This is a genomic window from Arthrobacter sp. H-02-3 (assembly GCF_003097355.1).
Lineage (GTDB): Bacteria > Actinomycetota > Actinomycetes > Actinomycetales > Micrococcaceae > Arthrobacter > Arthrobacter humicola.
Window position 1 is genome coordinate 257,965 of record NZ_PYUI01000003.1, and the last position, 13,710, is coordinate 271,674.

Here is a 13,710-nt window from a genome sequence, read left to right on the forward strand (position 1 = left end):
CACGCCAGGCGGTCCCTAGCGTAGGGACTCCCGGCGCTAGGAATCCGGGTATGAGATATTCAGCGACGGACGGAGCAGCGGTGGTTGGCAGTGAAGTCGGGACGGGCCAGCCGAGGACCTCCTCGGGTGCCGCCGCCCCCGTCATTCCCGGATTCTTTCCGGATCCGACGATCTGCCGCGTGGGTGGGGACTACTTCCTGGCCACCTCAAGCTTCGAATATTTTCCAGGGGCACCCATCTTCCACAGCCGGGACCTCGTCACGTGGGACCAGATCGGCAATATCCTCACACGTCGGAGCCAGTTCGCCGCCGGCGACGGGCGCGCTTCCGGTGGAATCTTCGGATCCACCCTCCGGCATCACAACAACAAATTCTGGTTCGTGACCACCAACATGAGCGATTTCGGCGGCGGCCATCTGTTGATGCACGCCGAAAGTGCCGCCGGCCCGTGGAGCGACCCCGTGCAGATCACGGGGACGTTGGGCATCGACCCTGACATCACGTGGGACAACGCCGACAACTGCTACCTCACCTGGGTCGGCTTCGGTCCCGGCGAGAACGAGTCCGGCATTGTCCAGGCCCTGCTGGATCCCCAAACCGGCCGGCTCCTGGAACGCCCCAGGAAGCTCTGGCAGGGAACCGGCCTTGCCTATCCGGAAGGTCCCCACCTGTATGAGGCGGGCGGCTGGTGGTACCTGGTCCTGGCCGAAGGCGGCACGGAACGCGGCCATGCCGTCTCCGTCAGCCGGAGCAAGGCAGCGGGCGGCCCCTTCGAACCTCATCCGGACAATCCGGTCTTCAGCCACCGCAGCACCGCAGCCACAGTCCAGAACGTGGGCCACGCCGACCTCGTCGAGACAGTCGACGGCGCCTGGGCGGCAGTCTATCTGGGCGTGCGCCCGCGCGGCAGCGTTCCGGGATACCACGTCCTGGGCCGCGAAACGTTCGTCTCCGGCATCGTATGGGAGCAAGGCTGGCCGCGTTTCGATGAGGACCGCTATCAGGTTCCCGCCGGCGACACCTCGTTCTCCGATGACTTCTCCGGCGACCTTCCCCACATGCGCTGGATTGCACCCGGAACAGACCTCGCCTCGTTCACCGCCAAACGTGCCGCCGGCGTGCACATCACAGGCGGCGGCACCGTCACAGCGACGTCGCCCCTCATGGCAACAAGGGTGCGCGACTTTGAGTGGAGCGGGCGGGCCACGGTGCATCCCTCTCCGGGGGCGGTGGTGAGGCTCGTGCTCAGGGTGGACGATTCCCACTGGTTTGCCGTCGAGGCCGGCTGGCGCCGGGTGCGGGCGGTGGCGCGGATCGGGCCACTGCATCAGGAGATGGGCATCGCGGAATGGGATCCGTCCGCGGGTCCCCTGCAGCTGGAGATTTCCTGCAACGACGCGCCGTGTGCCGGGCAGCCGGGTAAGAACACCGGCCCCGATGAAGTCTCCCTCGGTTTCCGGCAGGGTGGACGCTCGAGCACCCTTGCCCGGCTGGACGGCCGGTACTTGTCCAGCGAGGTCGCCGGAGGTTTCACCGGGCGTGTCATCGGACTGTCGGTCACTGGAGGCAGCGCCGTCATCGAACAGTTCGACTACACGGCGAGACGTTCGATGCTTTGAAAGATGCCTTGACATGGCTGGTGGCGAAGTCTACGACTGGCCTTATCGAGTCCCACCCACCAGCCTAGGAGTAGCTATGGAAACCGCGCCCTACGGAGTCGTGCACTTTTTCCCGGGAGGCACCAAGGAGCAGTACGAGGCGTCGATTGCCGCCGTCCATCCCGGGGCGGGGCTCCTGCCGGAAGGCCAGATCTTCCACGCCGGCGGTTCGTCCGCGGGCGGCTGGACGATCATGGCAGTCCATGAATCGAAGGAGAGCTGGGAGAAATTCCGGGACACGATCCTCATGCCCCGGATGCAGGCGGGCATCGAGGGCGGCTTCGCCTCGCCGCCCGAAGAGACTGTCATCGATCTCTACAAGGTCTTGCCCTAGCACCAAGCAGCGCGGGCTCCCCAGGCGCGGCCTTTCCTCTCCGGTCAACGGGCCTGTGCAGCGGCTTTCGGGCGAACCACCAGGACCGGGCACGGGCAGTGGTTCGCCACCTGGGAGGAGACCGAACCGATGTGCAGGCCCGCGAAACCACCGTGGCCGCGGGCGCCAATCACCACGAGATCGGCTTCCTGCGCCGCCGCCAGTATCGCCGACGCGGCGGAGTCGTTCTGGACGGTCCGCGTCACCACGTTTACGGCGTCCGCGGCCTGCGCGGCCGCCGCGCTGATCGCCTCAGCCTGCTGCTGCGGAGATTCCTCGGCCACGATTTCCCCTGCCGCTGTTTCCAGCAGTGCCGGATACCACGACATCGGTGCTTTATCCCAGACTGTCACTATGCGCAGTTCCGCATCACGGAACCGGCACTCTTCAATGGCCCATTCCAGGGCGGCGTGTGATTGTTTCGAGCCGTCAAACCCGACCACAATCACAAAGCGGTCTACATTTGTCATGATTCCAGACTTTCACCGCCGGTTAACGGCGCCTAGAGCCCTCTGGCCCGTCTCGTCAGAGAACTGCTTTCCTTTTGATCTGCTCGCCCAGTGACGGCGGACTATTCAGTGACGTAGGCCCGAAACGCGAACTGCGCTGCAGCGTCGGCCCGACATTCTCTGACAGCTACAACAAGTGTCAAACCCTCACCCACTCGCAGCCTCATCCAGCCCGGGTGAAATTCCTGACGACCGGACCGCCGGCCCTGGGGTTCAGACGATGCCGCGCTTGGCGGCCGTCTTCAGCGCATCGCGCCGGCTTCCGGCACCGAGTTTGCGGTAGATTGACCGTTCGTGGGTCTTGACCGTGTTGACCGAAATGTACAGCGCATCGGCAATTTCCGCGGCGGTCATGATGGAACGCATATAGGCAAGAACTTCGCGTTCGCGCTCGGTCAGGTTCCAGTAAGACTGTGTCCGAAGGCGCGTCTCACCCTGTGCGTCGCGTGCCATCAGCGCTGCAATGAAGGACTCATGGGCCGTACCCCAGACAGCGTGTTGCACGAGCAGATCGGCGAGTTCCTCCCGCCGCTCGGCGAATGGCCGCAGGACTGATTCGGGCTCTGCCCGGCGGACTGCATGTTCAAGCCGCTCGTGGGCGGCCGCGGTATCACCCGTCCTGTGGGCCAGGAGCGCCTCGGTCAGGCTTAGGCGCGTGTCGATGTATGAGTTCCCTCGACGATCAGCCAATGACTCTGCACAGTTCTGGGCTGCGGTGAACTCCGTTCCGCGACGCAGCAATTCCGCCAGCAAGGTGTCAGCCAATGCCCCGTGCCCTCCGGCGCCCAGGGGTTGAACCATCTCCAATGCACCGGCCAGGTCGCCCTGGGCTTCGGCAGCCTTCGCCACGGCGACGGAGTACAGGGCATTCCACGACACCGCGTACAGTCCACGTCCGTGAAAGGACTCCAGCGCCGCGCTGGAGTCGGCAAGTCGCGTCAGATCGCCGGTGGCACACTCAACCAGAACCCGATAGATGGCACTGAGCCGTCCGGACGGGTGGAGCTCGCTGCCCAATCGCTGGGCTTTCACAAGACACGTCCGCGCAGCTTTCAGCTCGTCATTCCAATAGCACGCGATGCCGCGTGCCAGCCACGCCGGCGCTATCCGTTCGTGCGAACTCCAGCCCAGCGCGTCTGCCCGCCCTAGCGCCGTTGTTGCCAGTTTCTCGGCGCTCATCAGGTCACCGGCTGCTGCGAACGCCAACGCGAGGTCCGCCTGGGCCCCGATTTCTATCGCGTCGAGCTGCTCCGCGCTGCTGGCACCTCCGGCCGTTTGGAGCAAGGCGATAGCGAATTCGCCGCTGCGGTGCAGCCGGAACTCGGCCTGGGCCAGTAAGAAGAGTCCCGTCGGGCCGGCGGCCGAACGTCCACCGCCCGGAATGTCTTTGGCCGGCCGGCCACCATCCGCCAGGGTGGCGCGCAGATCCGGTCGTCCGCCGTCGGGCAACGGCTCAAAAAGGGCACGGCAACTGTCCAGCCGCCGCCGTCGAATTGCATCCAGGACGTAGGTCCTGGACAGGGCCCGTTGGGCGAGTTCAGATGCGGCGGTGGCGTCGCCGGAGAGGGCACGGCAGACCGATCTGATCATCAGGATTTCGGGATCCTCGCTCCACGGAGTCGGGAGTTCACGGCATAGCCGTTCGAGGGTTTGGGCGTCATTTCCCAGCACGAACTCGAGCCAGTGCGCGCCTAGCGACATGACCGCCTGCCGGGGAGCGCGCCCTTGCAGCGCCTGGGCCACGCACTCGACGACGTCGGCGTCCTGGTAGTGCCGCGCCGCCACGCGGTGCAGGCGCTCGGCAAGGAGGGGGTCCCGCCGCTCCAGTAGTCGGCGGCACTGCGCCGCGAAGAGGGCGTGCCAGCGGTACGCCGATTCGCCGCCGGGGTAATCATGCTCCTCGATGAAGAGACCGTTGCGGAGGCATTCTTCAAGCAGAACGCCGCCGTGGGGACGGCCGTAGAGTTCGACGGCGAGGCGTCGGTCCAACCAGTCGCACGTGGTGGCCCTCAGGATGAATTCGGCCACGGGCGCTTCAAGCTGGTCGAGGATCTCTTCCGCGACATAATCGGCGAGGGGTATGTGCGTGGGCGTGGCGGCCGGCGGGCTGAGCGCCACGTTGCGGGACTGCGCCAAAGAGACAAGGCTGGCGTGGACGGCGACCGGCCAGCCGGCAGTCGCTTTCCAGAGCGATCCGGCGTCAAACGGCGCATCTTGTCCTAGGGAACGCGCAAACTGGGCAACTTCCTCCCGCGTGAAGGCAAGTTCGGCGGCGCGCAGTTCACCGAGGCCCTCTCCATATCGGAATCTTTCCAGCTGGATGGCGGTATGGCCCCGCCCCGAGAGGACCAGCCGCAATGAGGGGGGTGCCGACGCGGCAAGAACCCCGACAATTCCGTTCGCCAGGCCCGGCCCGGCCAAGTGGACGTCGTCGATCACCAGGACGATCGGCTCAGTGAGGTGCTCGAGGGCTCCGAGGAGAAGATCGTAGGAGGCGGTCCGGTCATGGGCCTGGCCCAGGTCAAGAGCCAGCAGGGCGTCGTTGCCAGGCAATGGCATCTTGCTGGCCGCCGATTGGATCGCTCCGACGACGCCGTGAAACAGCCGTGCGGGCTCGGTATCGAACCGGTCGAGCGACAGCCAGGCGCACGGCAGATCGCAGTTGCGGACCCAGTCGCCCAGGAACGTCGATTTGCCATAGCCGGCTGGGGCTGCGACGAGAGTCAGGCGGTGAGAATCGGCGGCCGCGGACAACGCGTTTTCCAGACGTGGACGCTCCAAGGCTCCGAGACCGCGCAGAGGCGGTCGGATTTTGAACTGCGGGCCAGGCACCCATCCCGCATTTTGCATGTCTCCCACGTTTCACATGCTAGGCGGGCCCAAATGGGCCCCAACAGGGCGCAAAGACCCCTTGTGGGTTTCCCCGGGGGCGCGGCTTTAGGCCGATCAGCACCGCCCAAGTGCGGCCCGGCACGTATTGTGCGGGCGGGGGTATCATCAGTCATGGCGTCGAAGCACGGCGGCCAGACGGACCCGGTTTTCCTCCACGACCTCGATAAGGCCAGTCGGAGGAAGGTGATTATTTCCGCGGTAGCGCGTCTGGTCGCATTTACGGTAGTGGTCCTCACGCTCTACTTTGTTTTTCCTGTCAGCGGCTTCAACGACGATAATCCCGCGGCCGCGTGGATTCGGCTTGCTGCAATCGTGGTGGTCTTTTTGGCGACGCTGATCCTCCAATTGCGGATGATCCTCACCGCACATATCCCCCAGGTCCGGGCGGCCGTGGCCGTTGTCGAATCCGTTCTGATGTTCCTGTGCCTCTTCGCGTTGCTCTACACGTCCATGTCGACAACTGACCCTTTGTCCTTTAGCGAACCCCTAAATAGAACTGACGCCCTGTACTTCACCACTTCCACGTTTGCCACCGTCGGGTTCGGCGACATTACTCCGACGACTGAACTGGCGCGGGCGGTGGTATCGGTGCAAATGATTGCTGATCTGGGCGCTCTGCTATTAATCGCGAAAGTCGCCTTCTTCGCGGCCGGCCGACGCTTGGGCCGCTGACTTATTTTCGCCGGCGTCATCACCCTGAAGGGATGATGCCGGGACGTTGGGCTGACATTCTGCAGGACATACGCGCGGGATCTGATGCAGCAGCCGGCGCCCTGCCGTTGTGGCTACGCCTGGTCCGGCTCGCCGGTCACCATGACGATCCACCGGCCGCCCGGCAACTAAAGGCGGCCAACCTCCGTACGGAGTGACAGATCACCCTGTGTGGGTGGGGATGGGCCAGCGCGCGGAGCGGACAATCAAAATTGTCACGAGTGCCCAACCGTGACCGGCTGTGACAACGGGCCGGCGCGACGAGTTGCTATAGAGGCGGAGCCCGTCATGTCCCTCCACGATCAGTCCCCGAGCCCCAGCAGCCCGGAACAGGAAGAAATACTGCGGCTCCGGGCGGAGGTCGCCCGGTTGCAGCGCGAGCGGGACGACGCCAGGACGGCTCCCCCCAAGCCTTCCCGAACGCATCCTGGGCTGGCCCGACGGATCGTGGCCATAGTACTGGTGGTCCTTACTGCCGTGTTCGCCATCGGCGCGGTACCGGCCCTTTACCTGCGCAGCGAAGTCCTCGATACCGATCACTATGTGGCCACCGTGGCACCGTTAGCCTCGGACCCCGCGATCCAGGCAGAGATCGCCGACAAGGTAACCCAACAGATCACCGACGCGGTGGACATCCAGGCCATCACCCGGGATGCCCTGAACGAACTCAGCAAGACGGCGCCGCGTGTGGCCGCGGTGGTCACCGGGCTGGCTCCGGTGATTGCGGAGCAGACCAAGAACCTCATCCATACCGCCGTCTCCAAGTTCGTGGCCACTCCGCAGTTTCAGGATCTTTGGATTCAGGTGAACCGGGTGGCGCATCAGAGTCTGGTGAACCTGGCCACGGGGAACACAGGCGGCACCGTCAGCATTGACCAGAACGGGACGGTGACGATTTCCACCAAGGAGATCATTGCCCGGGTCAAGACCCTCCTGGTCCAGCAGGGGGTCGGCATCGCCGAGCGGATACCGGAGGTTGACGCGCAGATCGCACTGTTCCAGTCGCCTGAACTGGTCCGGGCCACCACGGCGATCAGGACGCTGGATCAGACGGCCCCCATACTGGCGTGGCTGACGGTCATCAGCGCCGTGGGTGCAATCGCGGTGGCCCCGCGCGGCCGGAGGCGCAGCACTACCAGCGGCGTCGGTTTGGCCGTCGCCGTGGCCATGGCGTTGCTGGCGCTGGGACTTGTTATCGGGCGGAGCATCCTGCTGAACTCAATTCCGCCGGACACCGTCTCCCCGGCGGCGGCTCAAAGCCTGGTCGAAACACTCCTGGTGCCTCTGCGGACCAGTGTTCGTTTGGTCTTCGCCGTGGGGCTCCTGATTGCATTGGCAGCCTTCCTGACCGGCCACTCGCGGCCCGCGGAGTTTGTCCGGCACGGTCTGGCGACCGCGGGAGACTACATCAACGGGAAAGTCGGCGCCGACCAGGTCAGGCCTTGGCAGCTCTGGCTGGCTCGTTACCGGCGGATCCTGGACTCGGTCATCATCGGAACAGCGGTGCTGGTGCTGATCTTCTGGCAGGACCCGACGGCGGCTGTCGCCATCTGGACGGCGGTATTTGCCGTCCTGGCCGTTCTGTTGGTTGAGCTGCTGTGCCGCCCCGCAGTTGCTCCGGGCGCCGAAGCGGTCGTCGGAACGGGCGCCGCATCCGTCGGCTTCGGTGCCGGAGCCGCGCCCGCCCCTCAGCCCGTCAGTGGATCAGGTGCCGAAACCACTAGCTCCGGTGCCGAGCCAGCACCCGGCCCCGCCAGTGGATCGGTGACTGCGGGCGGTCCCCCGGAAAAGTTGAATCCCACCCTTCCGATCCCCAGGAAGACTGACTCACCCGAGGACTGACGTCTGGTGAGGAACGTACGCGTGACGGGTGCGCGGCCCTCCGTGGCCCGGTGGGGCCAACCGCTTGCTGATCCTGGCAGGGGGCAGGCAGGGGGCCGACTCAGGCGGCTGCGGGCGAGAACGGGAGCAGGTCTTCCCCGCCGCCGTGGACCACGACGCACGTTGACTCCGGGACTTCCCGCCACGCTCCGACCAAATCCCCCAGCGGCTCGGAGACCACCAGGCGCGCGTCGTCGGCGAGTGCGTGGAGCATCGGGTTGTCCGGGTACTGGGTGCGGAGCGTCGAGACGTCGGTGCTGTGGAACAGCGACCGGGACCGGCCTTCGCTCGAGTAGCGGAAGGCCCACGTGGTGTCGCCGTTGGTAGTTGCCACAGTCATCTGAATCGGGTGCTCAATGCCGTGGCGCCGGCCGACGTCTTCAATGAGCCCCACCGCGGCAGCGACGGCCGAAGGCGGGTCCTTCTCGAGGCCGAAGGTGAGCGCCAGGAAGAAGAACAGCTCCGAGTCCGTGGCTCCCTCGATCTGCGGAAAGAGCGAGGGCTCGACGGCAATGGCGAGGTCTCGTTTCACGGCCGGAAAGTCCTTGAGGAGCCCGTTGTGCATCCACAGCCAGCGGCCGTGGCGGAACGGATGGCAGTTCGTCTGCTGGACCGCCGAGCCGGTGGAGGCCCGGATGTGCGCGAAGACCCGGCCTGCTGATGCCTGGGCGGACAGTTCGCGAAGGTTGCGGTCGTGCCAGGCCGGCTCTGTACTGTGAAACAACCCGGGATACGGCTCTGAGCCGTACCAGCCGACGCCGAAGCCGTCCCCGTTGGTGGTTTCGACTCCCATGCGTGCGTGTTTGCTCTGCATCACGAGCGAGTTGGTGGGTTTGTACAGAAGCTCCTCAAGCCTCACTGGTGAACCCGAATACGCTAGCCAACGGCACATGGCATCCTCCCTCTGGTGTGGACAGCAGTCCATCACGGGACCACGGCCGGCACATCATCACCCTGGGGTGATTCGGCGTCGCAGGCTTGGCCGCCACAAGCGGAGGGCTCTGCGTAACACGCCAGCCGGGACCTCCGAACGTAGGGAAGTTCCGACGACGCAGGCGGCCTCAGGATCACCCCCGGCGGGTGAGGCGCCTACGCTGCCCGAAGCCAACACTGGTGATACCTGCCAGTGCTTGCGCTGACAGGCGCGAGTCTATGGAGAGTGGAACCTACGGAGAGAGGGGCCTCCAATGTCGAGACCACCATCAGTCGCCGCGCGAATCATCGTCCTCGCGGCAGTCCTCGGCTTGCTCGCCGGCTGCAGCACCACCAGCCCCAGCACTACCCCGACGCCAACCGTTTCACCGGTGTGCGCCGCCTCCGCGGCCTACTCCACAGCCCTGACGAACTTCAAGGACACGCTCAAGAGAGGCTCCACGCTGGACCAGATCCGGTCGGCGCGGGACGAGGTCGTAAAGACTTTCGACGATCTGGTCACGGCCGCCGGGGACGTTGCCAAGGACCGGGTGGATGCCGTCAAAGCTGCTGAAGACAAATTTGCTTCCGCAGTGAAGGCCGTTCCCGATAGCGCCACCCTGAATCAGGCCGTGAACTCGCTCCGGGATGAGGCTGCCAACGTGCAGGCGGCGGTCAGCGATCTCACGAATGAGGTCAAATGCTAGGCCCGGCCGGCAGGGTTATCTGCGCTCACGTCTATATCCCCCACCCACGGCCGCGTTCCCGCCAACGCCGCACCAATTGAAAGCAGGGAAGCCAAATGAACTTCTTCGAGAACTTTTGGAGTATTTTCTGGTGGTTGTTCTGCGTATATGCGATTTTCGCTTTCCTGTGGGCGCTGTTTATGGTGATCGGCGACCTCTTCCGTGACCACGAGCTCAGTGGCTGGTGGAAGGCCGTATGGATCGTCTTCCTTGCCTTCGTACCGTTCCTGTCCCTGCTGGTGTACATGATTGCGCGCGGCAAGGGAATGACGGAGCGTTCAATGGCACAGGCCCGCAAGAGCCAGGAGGCAACTGATGCGTATATACGCCAGGTCGCCGCAGCGAGCCCGAGTGAGGAGATCGCCAAAGCCAAGGCGCTCATGGACGCGGGAACCATCAGTGCGGCCGAGTTCGAGCGGATCAAGAGCAAAGTAGTCGCCTGACGCAGAGGGGGGATCCCTATCTGACGGGGAGCAAGCCGCAATGAACTCACTACTCATCACGCCCCCTCGCCTAAACTAGGCCCAGGCTGAACCAAGGAGGGCTCAATGGAGCCGGCATCATCGGAATCCGACCCACGTCCAGCCCTCCCCCGCACCGTCACCATATTGCTCGCCCTGGCTGGCGCGGCTGTGGTGGCGTTCGGCCTTGGCGCGATGAGGGGAATCGTCACCCCGGTATTTTTTGCGTTCGTGCTCACTTTGTGTGTTCATCCCATTCGCCGCTGGATGCAGGCTCGGGGAATTTCCCGGGGCATAGCCACGGGAACCACGATTGCCGCCGTCTTCGGGTTGCTGATCGCTTTCGCCGCAATCCTCATTGCCTCCCTCGCCCAGTTCTCCGCGCTCCTGCCGCAATACGCTCCCCAGGTGGCCCAGCTCGGCGCTTCCCTCGCCGCGACGCTGGAGTCTGTAGGTTTCGGACCGGAGCAAGTCCAGGAAGTCCTCAACGGGTTCACTCCGGGCCGCATCATCGGGTTCCTAGGCGGCCTACTGGGGAACATAGCGAGCCTGGTGGGCAGCCTCGTGATCATCCTGACGATGCTCATTCTCATGGCGGTCGACGGCTCGCGCGTACCCGCCATCCTGACCCATTTGACCTACCACCGGCCGGCAGTGGTCTCCGCCTTCATCGGTTTCGGAACCGGCGTGCGCCGCTATATGGTCGCCACTACGGTCCTCGGGATCGCCCAGGGCCTGTTCAACTGGCTGGTCCTGGTCATCCTGCAGGTCCCCGGAGCCCTGCTCTGGGGTCTGCTGTCTTTCATCTGCAGCTTCATCCCCAACATTGGCTACTTCATCGCGATCGTCCCGCCGCTGTTCTTTGGGTTCCTCACCGGTGGCTGGCCGACCGTTGTGGCCATCATCATCATCTATGGCGGGATCAACAGTGTGATCCAGTCCATCATTCAGCCGAAGTACGTGGGCAACGCAGTGTCGCTGAGCGAGACCCTGACCTTTGTTTCAGTCCTTTTCTGGGCCGTGGTCCTGGGTCCTGTCGGCGCCATCCTCGCCGTCCCTCTGACCCTCTTTGCTCGCGCCATCCTGCTCGATTCGGACCCGTCCATCTCATGGTGGCGGCCATTGACGGGCGACAAGAAAGACGTGGCACTGCTGCTTAAACAGGAAGACGAGGCGATCCGTGCCCGGCGTGGACGGCCGCGGCCAGGCCGCCCTGACGCCGGCAACGCACCGAAGGCATGACGTGCCGTCAGGGTGTCTCCCGGGGCAGGTGACAGCCACATGTTGAGCACCCTCACCAGCCTGGTGCTCTTCGCCATCGCGGGAGCGATGAGCACTGTGCCCATAAGCGTCACGATCATGATTCTGCTATCCCCGGATCCCCGCCGAGGAGCCCTGCCGTTCCTGATCGGCAGCCTCTCAGGATCAGTCGTGGTGGTGGGACTTTCAGCTGTCGGGCTGCAACTATGGCCCGGCAGGCCCCGCCTGAACCAGGACGAATGGCTGGCTCAGGTTGGCTTTGTGATCGGCGCCGTTCTGCTTGGCTACTCCGTGTACCTCTTCGCGAGCAAGAGCAACCGGGACAACGCCATGCTGGGCAAGATGAAGTCGAGGTTCCACTCCGCCCGGCCCTGGGAATTCGTCGTCCTGGGCCTGGGCATGAACCTGCGGCCCAAGGCACTCCTGCTCGCCGTCACGGCCGGCGCCCTGATCGGCGTGCGGGAGCTGCCTACCCTGCAGGGAAGCGTGCTCATCCTCGCCTACGCCGTTGTGACCCAGTCAGCCGTCGTCGTTCCAGTCGTGGTTTGGCTGCAGTCCCCGGAGCGTGCGCAAGTACCTCTCACCGCCCTCTACGACTGGCTGCAGCGCAACGGCCGCAGGATTGCAGCCATCGCAACGCTAGTGATTGGGCTGCTCATCGTCGGCTACAGCCTTTCGTTGCTCTGACTTCTGCTGCCGCCCAGACCCTCAGTCCAGGATCGCGCCTTCGCCGGTGCCGGAGGGCTTGGGATCGGGAAGCCGCATCATGCGGAAGGAAATGACGAAGCCCGCGACACTGGCGAAGATCGGAATGAGCAGCCCGATCTGCAGGGCGATGGGCCTGGCCTCCGTGTTGATGCGGATGATTTCGGCCTGGATCTCCGCCGGCTGGCCGACGAGGAGCCCCGCGAGCTGGGTGTTGCTGAGGACCTGAGCGTCCTCTTCCAGCGCCTGCGCAACCTGTTGCTGCTCCGCGGGCGGCAGTACCGTGCTCGAGGTCGCCAGGCCCGTGAAGACGGACGCGAGCGATGCCAGCATGATGGCGCCGGCAAACGCGAGTCCGAACGACAGCCCAAACGATCCGGCCGCTGAATTCACGCCCGCGGCCTCGCTGACGCGCTCGTCCGAGATTGGAGACAGGGTGTAATTGTTCAGCTGCGACACCAACAAGCCGAGTCCGCAACCGGCAATGATGAGGGGGATCAGGAGCCACCAGCCGGAGTCCGCACGCGGCACGACTGGCAGGATTGCGAGCAGCCCAGCCAGAAGGAGAATGAAGCCCCACCGGATAATGCCTGCCGGGCGCCGCTTCCCTGACCGCTTTCCGGCGAGCATTGCTATGCCGAACATGCTGAGCGAGAGCGGTGCAATGGACAGACCGGCCTGCATCGCGTTGTATTCGAGCACCATCTGCAGATAGATCGGCAACACGATCATGGTGCCACCGAGGGCGATCTGCTGGAGCATTTGCTGCGTGGCGCCGAGCCGGAAAGCTTTCGACCGGAAGAGCCCCGGGTCCAGCAGCATCGGTTTGTTGCGCCGTTCGCGCCGCAGGAGCCAATAGAACAGCCCGGCCAGTCCGGCCGCACCGACGATCAGGAGCGCGCCAACAGCTTCGCCGCCCTCCTGCCAGACCAGGATTCCAAGGACAACGCCACCCATACCGACGACGGAAAGGATCGATCCAACGACGTCGACCTCCCGGGGTCCCGTATACGGGACATCTTTAACGAGCCTAATTCCGGACAAGACGACGGCAATGATCACCGCTTCCAAGAGGAAGGCGACACGCCAGGAGAGAAATGTCGTGATAAACCCGCCGAGCAATGGTCCGACGGCGGCGGCGATCGCCGCCGAGGCGCCCACAAGAGCGTAGACCCGCTTCCGGGCCTCGCCGTCGAAGTTGCCGTGGATGAGCGACTGCATGGCGGGGAGCAGGAGCGAAGCGCCAAGGCCGCCGACCAACGCCCAGAAAATGATGATCGCGGTGATGCTCTGGGCCAGCGTCATCGCCACCGCGCCAACCGCGTAACCGCACAGACCCAAGACGTAGGCCCGCTTGCGTCCGATGAGGTCGCCCACTTTGCCGCCGATCAGGATGAAGGCTGCGGACACCAGCGCTTCGAGGGCGATGGCCGCTTGCAGGTCGCTGACCGTGCTGTTGATGTCCTTGACCACTGCGGAGATCGAGACGTTCATGATCGACGTGTCAACGACCAGCACGAACATGGCCATCGCCAGCAGTAAGGCCAGCCGCTGGTTGAACTGCACCGGCTGGGCCACGGCGTCGTTGGGAGAACTCATCGC

Annotated in this window: 12 protein-coding genes; 8 read left to right on the forward strand and 4 right to left on the reverse strand. The window is 64.6% G+C overall.

The genetic code is table 11. The features are described 5' to 3' along the window. Positions 1–50: 50 nt before the first annotated feature. Together C9424_RS05175 and C9424_RS05180 are read left to right on the forward strand one after the other, a co-directional pair. Entirely contained in the window at positions 51–1,619 is a 1,569-nt protein-coding gene (locus C9424_RS05175; protein ID WP_116765828.1) for a glycoside hydrolase family 43 protein, read from the forward strand. 76 nt (positions 1,620–1,695) lie between these two features. Then, a complete protein-coding gene (locus tag C9424_RS05180) occupies positions 1,696–1,992 on the forward strand; it encodes a hypothetical protein (protein ID WP_116765829.1) in 297 nt (98 codons plus the stop codon). Positions 1,993–2,036: 44 nt separating this feature from the next. On the opposite strand, the gene C9424_RS05185 is transcribed toward C9424_RS05180, so the two are convergent. After that, complete coding sequence (locus C9424_RS05185; protein WP_116765830.1) at positions 2,037–2,501, reverse strand: universal stress protein; 465 nt, start codon at positions 2,499–2,501, stop codon at positions 2,037–2,039. Between the two features lie 252 nt (positions 2,502–2,753). Then, positions 2,754–5,321, reverse strand: a complete 2,568-nt coding sequence (locus tag C9424_RS05190; protein ID WP_133247478.1) for a helix-turn-helix transcriptional regulator — start codon at positions 5,319–5,321, stop codon at positions 2,754–2,756. Positions 5,322–5,543: 222 nt separating this feature from the next. Between C9424_RS05190 and C9424_RS05195 the strand changes: the two genes are divergently transcribed. Continuing rightward, positions 5,544–6,104: a potassium channel family protein gene (locus tag C9424_RS05195; RefSeq protein WP_116765832.1), complete on the forward strand. Its 561-nt coding sequence runs from the start codon at positions 5,544–5,546 to the stop codon at positions 6,102–6,104. Between the two features lie 327 nt (positions 6,105–6,431). After that, positions 6,432–7,985, forward strand: a complete 1,554-nt coding sequence (locus C9424_RS05200) for a hypothetical protein (RefSeq protein WP_116765833.1) — start codon at positions 6,432–6,434, stop codon at positions 7,983–7,985. A gap of 100 nt (positions 7,986–8,085) precedes the next feature. Here the strand turns inward: C9424_RS05200 and C9424_RS05205 are convergent, their stop codons facing one another. Beyond that, positions 8,086–8,916 (reverse strand): class II glutamine amidotransferase, encoded by an 831-nt coding sequence (locus tag C9424_RS05205; RefSeq protein WP_116765834.1) that lies wholly within the window; start codon positions 8,914–8,916, stop codon positions 8,086–8,088. A gap of 295 nt (positions 8,917–9,211) precedes the next feature. Here C9424_RS05205 and C9424_RS05210 point away from each other — a divergent pair, with 295 nt between their 5' ends. The 4 genes from C9424_RS05210 to C9424_RS05225 all read left to right on the forward strand — a co-directional run bounded on the left by C9424_RS05210 (position 9,212) and on the right by C9424_RS05225 (position 12,090). Further along, a complete protein-coding gene (locus C9424_RS05210; RefSeq protein ID WP_116765835.1) occupies positions 9,212–9,643 on the forward strand; it encodes a hypothetical protein in 432 nt (143 codons plus the stop codon). 95 nt (positions 9,644–9,738) lie between these two features. Then, complete coding sequence (locus C9424_RS05215; protein ID WP_116765836.1) at positions 9,739–10,125, forward strand: SHOCT domain-containing protein; 387 nt, start codon at positions 9,739–9,741, stop codon at positions 10,123–10,125. 105 nt (positions 10,126–10,230) lie between these two features. Beyond that, positions 10,231–11,385, forward strand: a complete 1,155-nt coding sequence (locus C9424_RS05220; protein WP_116765837.1) for an AI-2E family transporter — start codon at positions 10,231–10,233, stop codon at positions 11,383–11,385. A 39-nt stretch (positions 11,386–11,424) separates the two neighbouring features. Beyond that, entirely contained in the window at positions 11,425–12,090 is a 666-nt protein-coding gene (locus C9424_RS05225) for a GAP family protein (RefSeq protein WP_116765838.1), read from the forward strand. A gap of 21 nt (positions 12,091–12,111) precedes the next feature. Here the strand turns inward: C9424_RS05225 and C9424_RS05230 are convergent, their stop codons facing one another. Beyond that, a complete protein-coding gene (locus tag C9424_RS05230; protein WP_116765839.1) occupies positions 12,112–13,707 on the reverse strand; it encodes an MFS transporter in 1,596 nt (531 codons plus the stop codon). Positions 13,708–13,710: the final 3 nt, after the last annotated feature.

Excerpts from the sequence above, each read along its gene's own strand:
- C9424_RS05220 (WP_116765837.1), top strand. The coding sequence starts at position 10,231 with ATGGAGCCGGCATCATCGGAATCCGACCCACGTCCAGCCCTCCCCCGC.
- C9424_RS05205 (WP_116765834.1), bottom strand. The coding sequence starts at position 8,916 with ATGTGCCGTTGGCTAGCGTATTCGGGTTCACCAGTGAGGCTTGAGGAG.
- C9424_RS05200 (WP_116765833.1), top strand. The coding sequence starts at position 6,432 with ATGTCCCTCCACGATCAGTCCCCGAGCCCCAGCAGCCCGGAACAGGAA.
- C9424_RS05180 (WP_116765829.1), top strand. The coding sequence starts at position 1,696 with ATGGAAACCGCGCCCTACGGAGTCGTGCACTTTTTCCCGGGAGGCACC.
- C9424_RS05185 (WP_116765830.1), bottom strand. The coding sequence starts at position 2,501 with ATGACAAATGTAGACCGCTTTGTGATTGTGGTCGGGTTTGACGGCTCG.
- C9424_RS05195 (WP_116765832.1), top strand. The coding sequence starts at position 5,544 with ATGGCGTCGAAGCACGGCGGCCAGACGGACCCGGTTTTCCTCCACGAC.
- C9424_RS05215 (WP_116765836.1), top strand. The coding sequence starts at position 9,739 with ATGAACTTCTTCGAGAACTTTTGGAGTATTTTCTGGTGGTTGTTCTGC.
- C9424_RS05230 (WP_116765839.1), bottom strand. The coding sequence starts at position 13,707 with ATGAGTTCTCCCAACGACGCCGTGGCCCAGCCGGTGCAGTTCAACCAG.
- C9424_RS05175 (WP_116765828.1), top strand. The coding sequence starts at position 51 with ATGAGATATTCAGCGACGGACGGAGCAGCGGTGGTTGGCAGTGAAGTC.
- C9424_RS05225 (WP_116765838.1), top strand. The coding sequence starts at position 11,425 with ATGTTGAGCACCCTCACCAGCCTGGTGCTCTTCGCCATCGCGGGAGCG.
- C9424_RS05210 (WP_116765835.1), top strand. The coding sequence starts at position 9,212 with ATGTCGAGACCACCATCAGTCGCCGCGCGAATCATCGTCCTCGCGGCA.